15 protein-coding genes are annotated in these 14242 nt (G+C 73.4%); 7 read left to right on the forward strand and 8 right to left on the reverse strand.

From position 1 onward, the window contains the following. The first annotated feature begins 41 nt into the window (after positions 1–41). The gene (locus ABT053_RS32445) at positions 42–1034 is read left to right on the forward strand and encodes a sugar phosphate isomerase/epimerase family protein (protein ID WP_350974235.1); all 993 of its coding nucleotides are present in this window, start codon (positions 42–44) and stop codon (positions 1032–1034) included. A gap of 223 nt (positions 1035–1257) precedes the next feature. On the opposite strand, the gene ABT053_RS32450 is transcribed toward ABT053_RS32445, so the two are convergent. Then, complete coding sequence (locus tag ABT053_RS32450; protein ID WP_350974238.1) at positions 1258–1836, reverse strand: HAD-IA family hydrolase; 579 nt, start codon at positions 1834–1836, stop codon at positions 1258–1260. Positions 1837–2129: 293 nt separating this feature from the next. Continuing rightward, positions 2130–2651, reverse strand: coding sequence for a CGNR zinc finger domain-containing protein (locus tag ABT053_RS32455; protein WP_350974240.1), 522 nt, complete (start codon positions 2649–2651; stop codon positions 2130–2132). Positions 2652–2722: 71 nt separating this feature from the next. On the opposite strand from ABT053_RS32455, the gene ABT053_RS32460 reads away from it, so the two are divergent. Continuing rightward, positions 2723–3595, forward strand: a complete 873-nt coding sequence (locus ABT053_RS32460; protein ID WP_350974242.1) for an alpha/beta fold hydrolase — start codon at positions 2723–2725, stop codon at positions 3593–3595. Between the two features lie 326 nt (positions 3596–3921). Here ABT053_RS32460 and ABT053_RS32465 read toward each other — a convergent pair whose 3' ends face one another. The 4 genes from ABT053_RS32465 to ABT053_RS32480 form a co-directional block, all read right to left on the reverse strand. Beyond that, positions 3922–4464, reverse strand: coding sequence for a nucleoside/nucleotide kinase family protein (locus ABT053_RS32465; RefSeq protein ID WP_350974243.1), 543 nt, complete (start codon positions 4462–4464; stop codon positions 3922–3924). A gap of 117 nt (positions 4465–4581) precedes the next feature. Next, positions 4582–4809, reverse strand: a complete 228-nt coding sequence (locus ABT053_RS32470; RefSeq protein WP_350974245.1) for a hypothetical protein — start codon at positions 4807–4809, stop codon at positions 4582–4584. A 73-nt stretch (positions 4810–4882) separates the two neighbouring features. After that, positions 4883–5482: a hypothetical protein gene (locus tag ABT053_RS32475; RefSeq protein ID WP_350974246.1), complete on the reverse strand. Its 600-nt coding sequence runs from the start codon at positions 5480–5482 to the stop codon at positions 4883–4885. Positions 5483–5855: 373 nt separating this feature from the next. Then, positions 5856–6737: a cation diffusion facilitator family transporter gene (locus ABT053_RS32480; protein WP_350974248.1), complete on the reverse strand. Its 882-nt coding sequence runs from the start codon at positions 6735–6737 to the stop codon at positions 5856–5858. Between the two features lie 384 nt (positions 6738–7121). Here ABT053_RS32480 and ABT053_RS32485 point away from each other — a divergent pair, with 384 nt between their 5' ends. The 3 genes from ABT053_RS32485 (at position 7122) to ABT053_RS32495 (ending at position 9217) form a co-directional block, all read left to right on the forward strand. Further along, a complete protein-coding gene (locus tag ABT053_RS32485) occupies positions 7122–7478 on the forward strand; it encodes an ArsR/SmtB family transcription factor (RefSeq protein WP_350974250.1) in 357 nt (118 codons plus the stop codon). A gap of 141 nt (positions 7479–7619) precedes the next feature. Next, the gene (locus tag ABT053_RS32490; RefSeq protein WP_350974251.1) at positions 7620–8408 is read left to right on the forward strand and encodes an ArsR/SmtB family transcription factor; all 789 of its coding nucleotides are present in this window, start codon (positions 7620–7622) and stop codon (positions 8406–8408) included. Between the two features lie 47 nt (positions 8409–8455). Beyond that, on the forward strand, positions 8456–9217 hold the full coding sequence (locus ABT053_RS32495) for an SRPBCC family protein (RefSeq protein WP_350974253.1): 762 nt from the start codon (positions 8456–8458) through the stop codon (positions 9215–9217). A gap of 223 nt (positions 9218–9440) precedes the next feature. On the opposite strand, the gene ABT053_RS32500 is transcribed toward ABT053_RS32495, so the two are convergent. After that, the gene (locus ABT053_RS32500; protein ID WP_350974254.1) at positions 9441–10811 is read right to left on the reverse strand and encodes an MFS transporter; all 1371 of its coding nucleotides are present in this window, start codon (positions 10809–10811) and stop codon (positions 9441–9443) included. Positions 10812–11122: 311 nt separating this feature from the next. Here ABT053_RS32500 and pdxR point away from each other — a divergent pair, with 311 nt between their 5' ends. Continuing rightward, positions 11123–12682 carry a MocR-like pyridoxine biosynthesis transcription factor PdxR gene (pdxR, locus tag ABT053_RS32505; RefSeq protein ID WP_350974256.1) on the forward strand — a complete coding sequence of 520 codons (1560 nt, stop codon included), beginning with the start codon at positions 11123–11125 and terminating at the stop codon, positions 12680–12682. A 108-nt stretch (positions 12683–12790) separates the two neighbouring features. Here the strand turns inward: pdxR and ABT053_RS32510 are convergent, their stop codons facing one another. Beyond that, complete coding sequence (locus ABT053_RS32510; protein ID WP_350974258.1) at positions 12791–13648, reverse strand: SDR family oxidoreductase; 858 nt, start codon at positions 13646–13648, stop codon at positions 12791–12793. A 115-nt stretch (positions 13649–13763) separates the two neighbouring features. Between ABT053_RS32510 and ABT053_RS32515 the strand changes: the two genes are divergently transcribed. After that, complete coding sequence (locus ABT053_RS32515; protein WP_350974260.1) at positions 13764–14180, forward strand: winged helix-turn-helix transcriptional regulator; 417 nt, start codon at positions 13764–13766, stop codon at positions 14178–14180. Positions 14181–14242: the final 62 nt, after the last annotated feature.

The following is a 14242-nucleotide window of genomic DNA, read 5'->3' on the forward strand; positions in this document are numbered from 1 at the left end:
TCGGGAAGCGCTTTCCGAGCAACGGCGGTGAGGGAGCCTCGATGAAGTTGGCGTTCAGCACGCTCGGCATGCCGGGGCAGGGCCTGCGCGAGGCCGTCGCGACGGCCCTGGAGTACGGGTGCGCCGGGCTCGAACTCCGCCTCCACCCCGACACCGGAGTCCACGCCGGGCTCTCCCCGGCACGGCGTGCGACGGTCCGCGCGATCCTCGCCGGATCGCCGGAGGGTCACCCGGCCGCCACGGGGGCGCCGGGTGACCACCGGGAGGACACCGGGCCGTCGGGCGGCTCCCCGGAAGGCGCCAGGTCATCAGGAAGCGTCAGGGCGCCGGGCGATGGGGGAGAAGGCGCGCCGGGCGATGGCGGGGAAAGGGCATCGGTTGGCGGGGGAGAAGGTGCGCCGGGTGCCGCGCGTCCCGCCGGTGGCGGCCCGTCAGGGACCGTCCGGCCGGAGGTCTCCGCCCTCGCCGGATACGTCAGGATCGCCGCGCCGGGACCGGACGAACCCGTCGTGCGGGCGCTGCGGGACGACCTGACGCTCGCCGCCGACCTGGGCGCGCCCGCCGTGCGGGTGTTCCCCGGGGGAGACGACGTCGAGGCGGGGGCGCGGCGGCTGCGCGCGGTCGCGGACCTGTGCCTGGAGTCGGGGGTACGGGTGCTGGTGGAGACCCATGACGCGATGCCGACCGGAGCCGCGGTCGGGCGGCTGCTGGACGCGGCGGGCGTCCCCGGGGCGGCGGGCGCGCTGTGGGACGTGCTGCACCCGTGGCGCCACGGCGAGGAGCCCGCGGAGACCCTGGCGGCGCTGGCCGGGCATCTGGCGTACGTGCAGATCAAGGACGCGGTCTCGGCCGCCGACACGACCCCGGTGCCGATGTGGGCGGGCGGGGTCCCCCTCGACGAGTGCGGCGAGCTGCTGCGCGGTTTCGGGGGCTGGGTCTCCCTGGAGTGGGAGCGCACGTGGTACCCGCACGTGGCCCCGGTGGAGGAGATCCTCCCCGGAGCCCGCGAGTGGGTCGCCCGCTTCTCGTCGTAACCGCGCGCCGGTTCTCGTCGTGACCGCTCGCCACTTCTCGTCGTGATCGCGCACCGGTTCTCGTCGTGACCTCACCGGGTTTTCGTAGTAACCGCGCCGGTTCTTGTCGTGATCGCGCCGGGTTTCGTTGTGACCGCCCGCCGGGCGTGACGTCGTCCCGTGATCGGCCGTCCGGAGCCGGGGCGGACCGGCTCCGGGCGGCTCGCGGTCGTACGCGGGCCCGTCAGCCCGTGTGCGGGGCGGCGGGCCACTCCGGGTAGAGGAGGGCGTTGATGCCGAGCGCCGCCGCGGCGTCGACGTTGACGGCCCGGTCGTCGAGGAAGGTGACGTCACCGGGGGCGGCGCCGAGCCGGCGCAGGACCTCCTCGAAGATGGCGGGGTCCGGCTTGGACAGGGCCATGCGGCAGCTGTAGAAGCGATGGGCGAACGCCGCCGCCCACGGGGCCTCGTCGATGGCCGCCGCCAGCGGCTCGGGGGCGTTGGACAGCAGGGCGAGCCTGTGGCGTCCCGCGAGGTCCTCGATGCCGCGCAGGCTCTCCGGGTTCAGGTGGGACCAGCTCTCGACGTCGGCCGCGTCGAGCTTGGCGACGAGGGGGTCGTCGTCGGCGAGCGCCTTGCCGAGAACCGCGCCCCAGTAGAGGTGGGAGGCCTGGCCGAGGTCGTAGGCGTCGCGGTGGCGCCAGTAGCGGTCGTGGAAGGTCGCCTGGTCCTGGCCGAGCAGCTCCGCCATGGAGGTCGTCGCGTCGGAGGGCTGCCGCATGGAGATGACCTCGCCGTAGTCCAGCAGCATCCACGTGGTCACGAGCTCTCCTCGTCGTCGGAACGGTCCTGCGCCGGCGGCTCCGGTGTCACCCCCGAGGTGGCGGGTGGGACCCCGCCCGCCCGGCCCGGACGCGTCTCGCGCTCGGTGGGACGAGGATGATCATTGATCGTTCGGGGCCGTTCCGGAACTCTTTCGTGTTCATTCGATCGTACTTCGTGTTTGATTTCAAGATGTAGATCTCGATCACCCCGGCGGGAAAGGGGTCCCGTCCCGGCATTCCTCGGCCGTGCGCCCGCCCGGTGTCGTACGCCTGCCGGTTCGCGGCGCGTCGGTCAGGCGTCGCCGTCCCGGTTCGCCGCGCGCCGGTGGTGGCGCCGGGCCTTGAGGCGGTTGCCGCAGGCGGCCATCGAGCACCAGCGCCGGGTGTTGGCCCGGCTGTGGTCGACGAGGAACAGGCGGCAGTCGTCGTTGGCGCACGGGCGCAAGCGGCCGGGCAGGGCCTCCTGGAGGTGTGCCCAGGCCAGCACGCACCGGAGACCGAACGGGTCGGCGGAGCCGGTGCTCAGCTCCCAGCGCACGCCGTCGTCGCCGACCGACGGGGTCCGCGACACCCCTTCGAGGAAGGGCTCCAGCGTCCGGGCGGGCTCCTCGCCCCTGACGACGCGGGCGACCGCGTCCCTGACGCGGCGGGCCGAGGCGACGGCGGCCGGTGAGCGGGGCAGGCCGCGTTCGCCCAGCCAGCGGGCGGCCTCGCTCCGGTCCTCCAGCGCGTCCGTGGGGACGCCGTCGACCACGGGGGTGGTGTTGAGCAGTTCCACGAGGAGGTCAACGTCCTCTATAACCACCTTGAGCATGTTGACAGGTTAGCAGTGACGGTGCTTCGCTGGCCATGAGTAACTCCCTCAATGAGTCAAAGGGGTTAGGCATGGACGAGATGGTCCACTACCGCACCGCCGTCGTACGCGGGCAGGAGATCTTCTACCGGGAGGCCGGGAACCCGGACGCGCCGGTCCTGCTCCTGCTGCACGGCTACCCGACGAGCTCCCACATGTTCCGCGACCTCATCCCGAGGCTGGCCGCCCGGTACCGGCTCGTCGCCCCCGACCACCTCGGCTTCGGCTACTCCGCGGCCCCGTCCGTGGACGACTTCGACTACACCTTCGCGAACCTGGCCGAGATTACCGCCGCCTTCACCGAGCGGCTCGGCCTGTCGCGCTTCGCCATGTACGTGCAGGACTACGGCGCGCCCATCGGCTGGCGGCTCGCCACCGCCCACCCGGAGCGCGTCACCGCGATCGTCACCCAGAACGGCAACGCCTACCTCGACGGCCTGGACGAGGAGTTCTGGGCCCCGATCCGGGCCTACGGCACCGACCCGTCCCCGGCCACCGAGGCTCCCGTACGACAGTTCCAGACCCTCGAGGCGATCCGCTGGCAGTACACCCACGGCGTGCCCGACGAGAGCCTCGTCAGCCCCGACACCTGGCACCACGACTTCGCGCTGCTGCGGCGTCCGGGCAACGTCGACGTCCAGCTCCGGCTCGCCCGCGACTACGTCACCAACATCGATCTCTACCCGGCCTTCCAGGAGTACTTCCGCGCGAGCCGGGTCCCGCTGCTCGCCGCCTGGGGAGCCCACGACGAGATCTTCGGGCCGGACGGCGCCACGGCCTTCCGGCGCGACCTGCCCGACGCGGAGATCCACCTGCTTCCCGCCGGTCACTTCGCGCTGGAGAGCCACGGGGCCCAGATCGCCCGGCTCGTCGACGACTTCCTCGGCCGCAGGCTTCCCCGCTGACTTCGCCGACCGGGCCGGGGCCGGGCCGGCCACCCGCGGCGCGTCCGAGGGGCCGGGGAGGAAGGATGGGAGGCGGTCACGTGACGCGTGGCGCCGTACGACGAGGAGAACCGATGATCCGCCCGCTCGCCCGTTTCTACCTGACCTGGGCCCCTGATCCCGGCTCGTCCTTCCGCCTGTTTCCGTCTGACCTGGGCCGCTGATCCCGGCTCGTCCTCCTGTCCGGCTTCCACCTGACCCGGGCCGGTCCTCCGCCGTCCCGTTCGCTTCGCGCGGTCCTCAGGTGCCGTCGTTCCACCCGGGCCTCGGGGTTCCCCGTCCGCGCCTCAGGTGGTGGTGATCGTCAGGTCCGCGCGGGCGCGGACGTCGTCGCGGGCGTGGAAACGCTCCTCCTGAGCCGCCCAGCGGTCCCAGTGCGGGGCGTAGAGATCGCCGTCGCGCTCCAGCGCGCGGGCCTTGCGCACCTCGTCGGCAGCCTCCAGCCACAGCAGGCCGCTCAGGTACGGCGCGGCGGCGAGGGCGCCGGAGCCGGTGCCGTCGAGGACCAGGATCCCGGCGCCCGGGACCTCGTGCCATTCCGCGTAAGCGCCCGCCGCCCAGTCGTAGCGGCGCCACCGCGCGGGCCGGTCCAGGCTCAGCGGTCGCAGGACCCACCCGACCAGCGCGTCGACTCCTCCCAGCAGGCCGTCCCATCCCAGATAGAGATCGTCCATCCGTACGACGGGCGCGGCCAGTTCCGTGGCCACGGCGGTGGCGAGGGTGGACTTGCCCGATCCCGAGCGGCCCTCGACCGCCAGGACGCGGGTACGGCCCGCTCGGGCGGGGCGGGCGCGCAGCCAGCGCGAGATCCGCGGCACGTGGTCGTTCACGTCGGTGTCACAGGGTGTGTCGGTGTCACAGGGTGTTCCGGGTGGCCTCACGGCGTGCACGATGTGCACGGTGTGCTCCGGTGGCCTCGCGGCGTGTTCCGGGAGCGGAGGGCGTGGTCACGCGCTCCGGCGGGTGCGCCAGCGGGTCAGGATCTCACGGTCGGAGTCGCGCTCCTCGACGTCGCGGCGGCGCTGCTCGTCCTCGTCCTGCGCCAGGGCGAGCCATTCGGAGTATTCGGGGTCGTCGCGGCCTATGTCGCGGGTGCCGTCGATCTTGGTGCCGTTGGCCAGCGTGGTCGTCGCGGGGACGCGGAGGGTGCCTCCCGGCAGCATGGTCACGTTCATGGCGTGGCCTTTCCGTCGTCTCTCTGTCCGCTGTTCGCCCAGCATAGCTCCGGGGGTCGTGGCACGCCCACGGTCACCCGATGCCGTACTGCCCGGACAGCTGGTGATACACCCGCTCGGCCTCCGCCTCCGCGCCGATCAGGTGGAGCAGCCGGGTCGCCCGCCGGGTGAGCACGCAGGCGAAGGCCTCGGCGAACAGCTCGGTGACGTCGTCGCGGTAGGGCGGCCGAAGGCGGCCCCGGGTGCGGGCGTGCAGGCCGGTCCAGAACGGGGAGTGCGAGGGCAGCCGGTCCATGTGGTCGGTGGCGTGGCCGATCTCGTGCCCGCACACCGACACCGAGGGCGAAGGGGCGCTCCCCACCCCGATGCGCCGCTGCCGGGGATCGTAGACGCCCGCGCTGCGTTCCCAGAGACCCGCCTGCAGGGGCAGCGCGACGCCGCGCAGCCACTCGAAGCCGGGAAGGTCGGGCACCGATCCGGGCCCCACCACGATGCCGCCGCTCAGGTGGGTGGTCAGGCGGGTGGCGAGAGCCTGCGGCACGGCCGCCAGCGTCAGTATCGCGAGGAGTGTCTCCGCCGGTGGGAACGTGCCAGGCTCCCAGGTGCGCGTCAGCCGCACCTCCAGTGGGCCGACGTGCAGCCAGCCGGGGCGTCCTCTGCTGTGGTCGGCCAACGCAGCCGCTTCTCCTGGATTGGGGGGTCGGGGGGGATCCGCCACGGTCTGCGGGCCGGGCCGGGCGAGCCGGTCCGCAGGGCGCGACGGTGATCACGCGAGACTACCTCCCCCCGCGCCCGGTCCGTGCGAGTACACGTTCGCATCTCACGCCCTTTCGGCCGTGTGGGTACGCGTTCGCGTCCGTCGCGCTCCCGGCTCGCTCCGCCGGCTCTGGTTCCCGGACGTGGCGCGCCCGCCGGTTCGCGGGCGGGGTGAAGGTGTCCGGCGGGGCGATCCGGTGACCATCCGGTACGGGCCGGTCCACCTTCCTGCGGACCCGGCCTGTCTTCCGGTAGGGGCCCGGCCTATCGGTGTCCGGTACGGGCCCGGCCTATCGGTGTCCGGCCAGGACGGCGTGGTGGTCGGCGCCCTCCCGGCCGTCCGGGTCGGCGTGCACGGTGGCGGCGCTCAGCCGGGGCAGGTGGTGGATGAGCCGGTGCTCGGCCTCCACCGACACGGCGTGCGCCTGGAGCAGGGACAGGTCCTCGCCGACCACGATGTCCACCTCGGCGCGCAGCGTGTGGCCCACCCAGCGCAGTCGCACCGACCCCACCCGCCGTACGCCGGAGGTGGCGGCCAGGATCCGCTCCGCACCGTCGACGAGTGCCGGATCGACCGCGTCCATCAGTCGGTGGTAGATCTCGCGGGCCGCGTCCCTGAGGACGAGGCAGATGGCCACCGTGATCAGCAGGCCGACGATCGGGTCGGCGATCGGGTAGCCCAGTGCCGAGCCGCCCGCGCCGAGCAGCACGGCCAGCGAGGTGAGGGCGTCGGTGCGGGCGTGCAGCCCGTCGGCGACCAGCGCGGCCGATCCGATCCGGCGCCCGACCGCGATCCGGTAGCGGGCCACCCACTCGTTGCCCGCGAAGCCGATCACGGCCGCCGCCGCGACCCAGCCGAGCGCCCGTACCTCCTGGGGGTCGACCAGGCGCCGCGCGGCCTCGTAACCGGCGAGCGCGGCGGAGGCGGCGATGACCAGGACGATCGCGATCCCGGCCAGGTCCTCGGCCCTGCCGTAGCCGTAGGTGAACCTGCGGGTGGCCGCCCGGCGCCCGAGGGAGAAGGCGATCGCCAGCGGCAGCGCGGTCAGCGCGTCGGCGACGTTGTGCAGCGTGTCACCGAGGAGGGCGACCGAGCTGGAGAAGACGACGATCACCGCCTGGACGGCGGCGGTCACCATGAGCACGGCGAAGGAGACGGCCAGTACGCGCATCCCGCGACTGCTGGACTCCAGGGCGGTGTCGGTCCTGCTCGCGCTGTCGTGGCTGTGCGGGGTGAGGGCGTGACGGGCTCGTGAGAGCAGCCTTCCGAGCCGACGGCCCGCCGGTTGCCGTCCCTCGTGGCCGTGCTCGTGCCCGTGACCGTGACCGTGCTGATGACCGTGACCGTGTTCACGCGCGGCCCCGTGTCCGTGTTCGTGCGCGGACTCGTGACCGTGTCCGTGTACGGGTGTGTGTTCGTGCGCGGGCTCGTGGCCCTGACCATGGGGAGAACCGGGGCCGGTGAGTCCGTCGGGGGACGGATTACCGGCGTCCTGCTGGTCGGACATGGCTACCTCGTTTGCTGCCGGTGCCCTTTTCCCGGAGTATATGTAGTCATGTACGCACGCGACAACGAATCAGGTGCCAACCCGTCGCAGGAGCAACCCACCGGCGCCCAGGTGGAGACCGCCATCGAGGCGTTCCGGATGCTCAGTGACGCCACCAGGTTGCGCCTGATGTGGCTGCTCTCGTCGGGGGAGTACGACGTCGGCTCGCTCGCCGAGGCCATCGGGGTCGCGCGCCCGTCGGTCTCCCAGCACCTGGCGAAACTCCGTCTCGCCGGGCTGGTGCGCACCCGCAGGGACGGTCGTCGCGTGCTCTACCGTGCGCGTGACGCCCACGTCCGCGCGCTCATCGGCGAGGCTCTGTTCCACGCCGACCACGAGGTCTCCGGCATCCCGCGCCACGACTGAGGGAGCCGCCCGGCCTGCGTACACGAAAGCGTTCGGTCGGTGTGCGTCGGATGACGGCGACCCGGTTCGTCGGTTTCTCGCGGTCACGTCCGGTCACGATGCCAATTGACAGATTAATTTGTCCAATGGTTCCATGTGGTCGTGGCCGCGACCGAGATGACGCTCATGGACGAGCCCGACCGTCTGCGGGTCGCGCTCACCCCGATCCGCCGACGGCTCCTCGCCCGCCTGCGCGAGCCCGCCTCGGCCGTCCAGCTCGCGGCCGAGTTCGACCTGCCGCGCCAGCGGGTCGGCTACCACCTCAGGGTGCTGGAGGAGGCGGGGCTGGTCGAGCTGGTGGAGGAGCGCCCTCGGCGCGGTTTCGTCGAGCGCGTCATGGGCGTCACCGCGAACGCCTTCCTCGTCGACCCCGGGGTGCTCGACGCACCCGGCGAAGCCGACGGATCCCCTGAAACCGGCGGTGACGGTGGCGAGCCCACCGAGTCCACCGAGGTGGACAAGGTGGACAAGGTGGCCGAGGCGGACGAGGGGTTCCGCCGTGTCGCCGACCAGTACGCCGCCGAGCATCTCGTCGAGGTGGCCGCCGGGACCGTGCGCGACGTCGCCCGCATGGCCGCCGCCGCCGACCGGCAGGGCGTCCGGCTGCTGACGTTCACTCTCGAGGCGCGGGTGCGCTTCGCCGAGCCCGGTGACGTGCACGACTTCACCGACGCGCTCGCCGACGCCCTCTCTCGGGTCGCGGCCCGCTTCGACACCCCCGGCGGGCGGCCCTACCGCCTCGTCGCGGGCGGACATCCGGCCCCCGGCGTACCGGGGACGCGAGAAACCGCCGGGCCTCCCGCCCCCGGTACGCCGGAGACCGGCGCCTCTCCCGGCACGGGAGGGAGCGCTGGACTCCCGGCCCCCGGATCGCCGGACACCGGCCGTTGACACCCACCCCGGAACCAGGATCCAGGTTCCCCGTCGAGAGGCATCCGATGACAGACGAGCCGTTCTCCTTCGAGGTCACCATCGGCGTACCCGTCGACGACGTGTGGAGCGCGCTGCGCGATCCCGAGTCGATCCGGCGCTGGCACGGCTGGCACTTCGACGGCCTCGACAAGGAGATCGAGGTCATCTACCACCAGAACGTCGTGGAGTCGGCCACCGAGCACCGGCTGGAGCTCCAGGGCGGCGACCTGTTCGAGCTGACCGACCTCGGCGACCGTACGCGCCTGCGGGTAACCCGTGCCCCGCGAGGCGGCGACCCCGAGTGGGACGCCTACTACGACGACATCACCGAGGGCTGGATCACCTTCGTCCACCAGCTCGCGTTCGCCCTGGAACGGCACCCGGGCGCCGACCGGCGCACGGTCTTCCTCTCCGGCGCGGCGGTCACGCCGGTGCTGGAGGCCGCCGGTCTCGCGGGGGTGGCCGGGCTGCCCCAGGGGAGCCCGTACGAGCTGGAGGGGCCCGCCGGGGAGACGTTGCGCGGTGAGGTCCGGTTCCGCTCGGCCAACCAGGTCGGCCTCACCGTCGACGGCTGGGGCGACGGCCTGCTGGTCGCGGCCCAGACCCCACCCTCGGCCGCCCACCCCGGAGGCGGCGCCATGATGGTGCTCACCACGTACGGCCTGGACGACGCCGCGTTCGCCGATCTCGAATCCCGCTGGAACGCGTGGTGGGGACGGAGCTTCCCGGCGCCCGCCGCGAACGACGAAGACGCCCCCGCCGACGCGGAGCGGGCCCCGAACGGGTGACACCGGCCGTCGTCCTCCCCGCCCACGTGGCGGGCTCGTTCACGGGGGCGGGGAGGCGCGGAAGCGCGGCGTCCGGGGAGGCGAGGGGCGGTTCCCGCCTCCGGTTGAAGGGGCTCCGGTTGGAAGGGCCCCTACCTCACCACGCGGGACCGCGTCATGGTGGCCGCAGCCCAGGTCGCCGGTCGGCGTGTGTCCTCCGGGGTCGGCGGGAGGCGTACGACGGTCATGTCGCGGCCTCCTCCGCCACCCTCGCCGGGCTGCCCGCCGTGCGGTCGTACAGGGCGGGGACGAGCGCGGTGAACAGCACGGCGGCGGTGACGGCGAACCCCGCCGGGTAGCCCACCGACCCGGCCAGGAGCCCGAACCCGACCGCGCCGGCGCCGAGCCCGGCGTCGTAGGCGAGGTTCCACGCGGCGCTCACCTGGCCGAGGGCGGATTGGGGGGCGCGTTCGAACATCAGCGCCAGGGTCGCGTTCTGGGCCATGCCGAACCCCGCCCCGAACAGGCCCATACCGACGATCATCGCGAGGGGGTCGTCCACCCGGCAGAGTCCGGCCGTGCCGAGAGCGGCGGCCAGGACGGCGGGGACGAGCAGGCGGGCGGGGCCGTGGCGGTCGCCGTACCGGCCCGCCATCCAGCGCGCGAGCGGCGTGACGCAGGACTGCGTGAGCAGGGCCAGCGCGACCAGGTCGCGTGACCGCTCCGACGCGGCCAGCGGGAGGAAGGTCAGCAGGACACCGGCCGCCGGCGTCACCATGGCGAAGACGATCGCGGGCCTGGCGACGCCGCCGTCACGGAGGACGCCGAGGATCCCGCTCCGGACTCCGCTTCGGCCCCGCGTCCCGCTCGGGTTTCCGTCCCGGGACCTGCTCGGGTTTCCGTCCCGGGACCTGCTCGGGTTTCCGTCCCGGGACCTGCTCGGGTTTCCGTCCCGGGACCTGCTCCGGATTCCGTCTCGGGTCCCGCTCGGGCTTGCGCCCAAGGGCCCGCTCCGGGTTTCGTCGTGGGTTCCGCTCAGGTTTCCGGCCGGGGTCCCGGTCCCGCTGTGCCGTTCGGTCCCTGCTCGCAGGGAGGGCAGGCCGGGTACGGCGGCCAGCGCGAGCAGCGACAGCGCCGCCCCGGCGACGAAGACGGGCCCGTAACCGACGTGCTCGCTCAGCCAGAGACCCAGCGGCAGGCACGCGATGGAGGGAATCCCGACGGCCACCCCGTACAGTCCCAGCCCCTCGCCACGACGGTCGGCCGGTACCAGCTCGGCCATCAGGGCCGCGCCGGCCACCACCACGAGCCCGAGCCCGGCACCCCGCGCCAGGCAGATCCCCAGCACCGGAAGCATCGACGCCGACGCCGGCAGCAGGAGGGCGGGTGCCCCGAGCAGGAGCAGGCCGAGTCCCATGACCGCCCGGTAGCCGTACGCGCGCAGCAGGCCGGGTGCCGCGAACTCCGTCAGCACGGTTCCCAGCATCATGGTGCCGGTCGCCAGGCCCGCGCCCACACCGCCCGCGCCGGACGTGGCCGCGTACAGGGGGACGACGGGCGCCAGCAGGTAGAAGCCGCCGAGGGCACCGAGCGAGGCGGCCAGCAGCAGGACCACCGGGCGAGTCAGGATGCGAGGACCCGGAACGCGGGCGCCCTCTCCCCGAAACTCCCTCCGCTGAGGGTTTCCGCCCTCCCCCTGAGTCTCCTGGCCGTTCTCCTGCGTCTTCCCGCCGTCTCTCCGGGTTTCCGCACTCTTCCCTTGAGTCTTCCCGCTGTTCTCCCGTGTCCCCCCGTCGTCTCCCCGGGTTTCAAGGGCGCCCCCCTGAGTCTCTCCGGCGTCCTCCCGGGCCGCGTCGTCGGCGCTCTTCTGGTGAGTCATGGGCCGACCCTAGGACGGAAACCGGCTCAGCGGTAAGGTCCGGTTTCATGTCGATCGAGTGGACCGGTTCGGGGCCGGAACTCCTGTTGCGGGTTGACAGGAACCGGCCGGAACCCTTGCGCGAGCAGCTGGAAGGCGCGCTGCGCGAGAGCATCCGCGACGGTCGGCTGGCCGCCGGTGAGCGGCTCCCGTCCTCGCGCGCCCTCGCCCGCGACCTCGGCGTCTCTCGCGGCCTGGTGACCGAGTGCTACGCGCAACTGCAGGCAGAGGGATACCTCGTCACGCGCGGCGGCTCGGCCACCCGCGTGGCCGCCACCGCCCGCCCGCCGGTGGACGCGCCGTCACCGCCCCCCACGCCCGCCGGGCTCCCCGCGCCTGCCGGGACCCCTGTGCTCGCCGGACCCTCCGCCCCTGCCGGACCCTCCGCGCTCGCCGGATCCTCCGCGTCTGCGAGGACCTCCGCGCCCGCCGGGCTCGCCGGGCTCGCCGGGTTCGCCGGGTCGGTTGGACCCGTCGGGATCGACTTCCGGCCCGGTGTGCCCGACCTGTCGAGTTTTCCCCGTGAGCGATGGAGTCGCGCCCTTCGGCGCGCGTGCCGTGACGTGCCCAGTGACCTGCTCGGCTACGGCGACCCGTACGGAGACCCGATGTTGCGCGAGGTGCTCGCCGCCTACCTGCGGCGGGTTCGCGGGGCCGCCGCCGACGCGGCCCACACCGTCGTGTGCGCGGGGTACGCGCAGGGGCTGCAGCTCGTCCTGCGCGCGCTGGCGGGGGAGGGCGTGCGGGTCGTGGCCGTGGAGGATCCCGGCGACCCCGACCACCGCGCCGCCGCCGCGACGGCGGGACTCGACATCGTCGCGGTACCCGTCGACGAGCACGGTGTCGACACCGGCGCGCTCGCGGCCACCGGTGCGCGTGCCGTGCTGCTCACCCCCGCCCATCAGTCGCCCACCGGGGTCGTACTGGCTCCCGGCCGCAGGCAGGCGCTGATCGCCTGGGCCGTCGCCCGCGACGCGACGATCGTCGAGGACGACTACGACGCCGAGTTCCGCTACGACCGCGAACCGGTCGGGGCGCTGCAGGGGCTCGCCCCGGACCGGGTGGCGCTCCTCGGCTCGGTCAGCAAGTCGCTCGCCCCGGCCCTGCGCCTCGGATGGATCCTCTGCCCGCCCCGGCTGTCCGCCGACGTCGCGCGCCAGAAGCGGCTCGCCGACCGCGGCTCGCCGGTCCTCGACCAGTTCGCGCTCGCGGACCTGCTGCGGTCGGGTCATTACGACCGTCACCTGCGCCACATGCGGACACGCTACGCCGCCCGGCGCGCGGCCCTCGTGGACGCGCTGGGGCGGTACGCGCCCGAGGTCGAGGTGCGCGGCCTGGCCGCCGGGTTCCACGCCGTCGCCCAGCTGCCGCCGGGCACGGACGAGCGCGCCGTGGTCGAGGCCGCCCGCCGCCGGTCCGTCGCGCTGTACGGGATCAGCGGCTATCTCCTCGACCCGCCGGAACGGCGGACGTCTCCCGCGCGGCTCGTTCTCGGGTTCGGCAACCTGACCCCGGACGCCGTCTCCCACGGCATCGCCACCGTCGCGGACCTGCTGCGGGGCGACTGAGGCGCCGTGGGTCCCGAGCCGGCCGGTGCCGGTTCTCCACGACGGTGCGCGCGCCCGCTTCCAGGTGGCCTCCGGGTGGCTTCCGGACGGTGAGCTCATCGCCGGAGTTCACGCCTCCTTGAGGATCGCGATCACCGACTCGCGCAGCGGCGTGGTGGGGCGGCCGATGAGGGCGCTGAGCTCGCCGGGCGTGTGGGAGAGGACCCCCTGGGCGATGTCGAGGTCGATGTCGGCGTACATGGTCGCCACCGGCTCCGGCAGGCCCGCGTCGATCAGGGCCCTGAGGTAGTCGGCGTGCGGCAGGTCCCGGTAGACGACCGGCCTGCCGGAGACCGCCGACGTCTCGGCGGCCAGCTCGGACAGGCTCCACGCGGTGTCGCCGGAGAGCTCGTAGATCCTGTCGCCGTCCTCCTCGCCGGTGAGCGCGGCGACGGCCGCGGCCGCGTAGTCGGCACGGGACGCGCCGGCGACGCGGCCGTCACCGGCCGCGCCGAGGATCGCGCCGTGCTCGACGCCCTGCAGGACGGACGCCGCGTAGACCTCGGTGTACCAGCCGTTGCGCAGGAAGGTGAACGGGATCCCGGAGGCGCGGATGTGCTCCTCGGTGCCCCGGTGCTCGATGGCCAGCCCCAGGGGAGTGGTGTCGGCGTGCAGCACGCTGGTGTAGGCGATGCGGGCGACCCCGGCCGCCCTGGCCGCGTCCACCACGGCCTGGTGCTGTTCGAGGCGCCGCCCGACGGCGTCGCCGGAGATGAGCAGGACCGTGTCACCGGGGGCGAAGGCCCGCTCCAGCGTCTCCGGCCGGTCGTAGTCGGCCTCCCTGATCTCGACGCCGCGCGCGGCCAGGTCGGCGGCCTTGCCGGGGTTCCGTACGGCCGCCGCGACCTGGTCCGCGGGCACCCTCTCCAGCAGGCCGTCCACCACCAGGCGGCCGAGCCGGCCGGTGGCACCGGTGACAACGATCATTTCGCTTCTCCTCGTTCGAAGGGGTCGCCGTCAGGTTAGTACTAACTAATCCGCAGCGCCAACTAAAAGTTAGTGCTTTCTTTTGTGCGGTGCGGCGAGAAAGTAAAGTGGACGGATGGACGACCAGGCCGCGATCCCGCTGGACGAGTTCAGCCAGCTCACCTTCGACGTCTTCGTGCGCGGATGCTTCTCGCGCGAGACGATGGAGCACATGACCGGCCGCTGGGGCATCCTGGTCATGGTCGCGCTCCACGAGGGCACCTACCGCTTCAACGCCCTGCGCCGCCGGGTCGACGGGGTGAGCGAGAAGATGCTCGCCCAGACCCTGCAGGCCCTGGAGCGTGACGGCCTGGTCCACCGCGAGGCCGAGCCGACCATCCCCCCGAAGGTCGAGTACAGCCTCACGCCGCTCGGCGGCGAGGCCGCCCGGCGCCTGCTCGACCTCATCGAGTGGCTGGAGGGCGAGATGCCCGCGGTGATGGAGGCGCGCGCACGCCACGACCAGGCCAGAGAAGGCCGGCGGGAGACGTAGGCCCAGGTCCTTCGCCCGTTGCGCCGGGGTCCGCCTGTCGTGCGGGAATCCGGCGATTGTGT

It is taken from the genome of Streptosporangium sp. NPDC002524 (assembly GCF_040295985.1).
In the GTDB taxonomy this organism is placed as follows: Bacteria; Actinomycetota; Actinomycetes; order Streptosporangiales; family Streptosporangiaceae; genus Streptosporangium.

Excerpts from the sequence above, each read along its gene's own strand:
- ABT053_RS32445 (WP_350974235.1), top strand. The coding sequence starts at position 42 with ATGAAGTTGGCGTTCAGCACGCTCGGCATGCCGGGGCAGGGCCTGCGC.
- ABT053_RS32455 (WP_350974240.1), bottom strand. The coding sequence starts at position 2,651 with ATGCTCAAGGTGGTTATAGAGGACGTTGACCTCCTCGTGGAACTGCTC.
- ABT053_RS32460 (WP_350974242.1), top strand. The coding sequence starts at position 2,723 with ATGGACGAGATGGTCCACTACCGCACCGCCGTCGTACGCGGGCAGGAG.
- ABT053_RS32470 (WP_350974245.1), bottom strand. The coding sequence starts at position 4,809 with ATGAACGTGACCATGCTGCCGGGAGGCACCCTCCGCGTCCCCGCGACG.
- ABT053_RS32480 (WP_350974248.1), bottom strand. The coding sequence starts at position 6,737 with ATGCGCGTACTGGCCGTCTCCTTCGCCGTGCTCATGGTGACCGCCGCC.
- ABT053_RS32485 (WP_350974250.1), top strand. The coding sequence starts at position 7,122 with ATGTACGCACGCGACAACGAATCAGGTGCCAACCCGTCGCAGGAGCAA.
- ABT053_RS32495 (WP_350974253.1), top strand. The coding sequence starts at position 8,456 with ATGACAGACGAGCCGTTCTCCTTCGAGGTCACCATCGGCGTACCCGTC.
- pdxR (WP_350974256.1), top strand. The coding sequence starts at position 11,123 with ATGTCGATCGAGTGGACCGGTTCGGGGCCGGAACTCCTGTTGCGGGTT.
- ABT053_RS32510 (WP_350974258.1), bottom strand. The coding sequence starts at position 13,648 with ATGATCGTTGTCACCGGTGCCACCGGCCGGCTCGGCCGCCTGGTGGTG.
- ABT053_RS32515 (WP_350974260.1), top strand. The coding sequence starts at position 13,764 with ATGGACGACCAGGCCGCGATCCCGCTGGACGAGTTCAGCCAGCTCACC.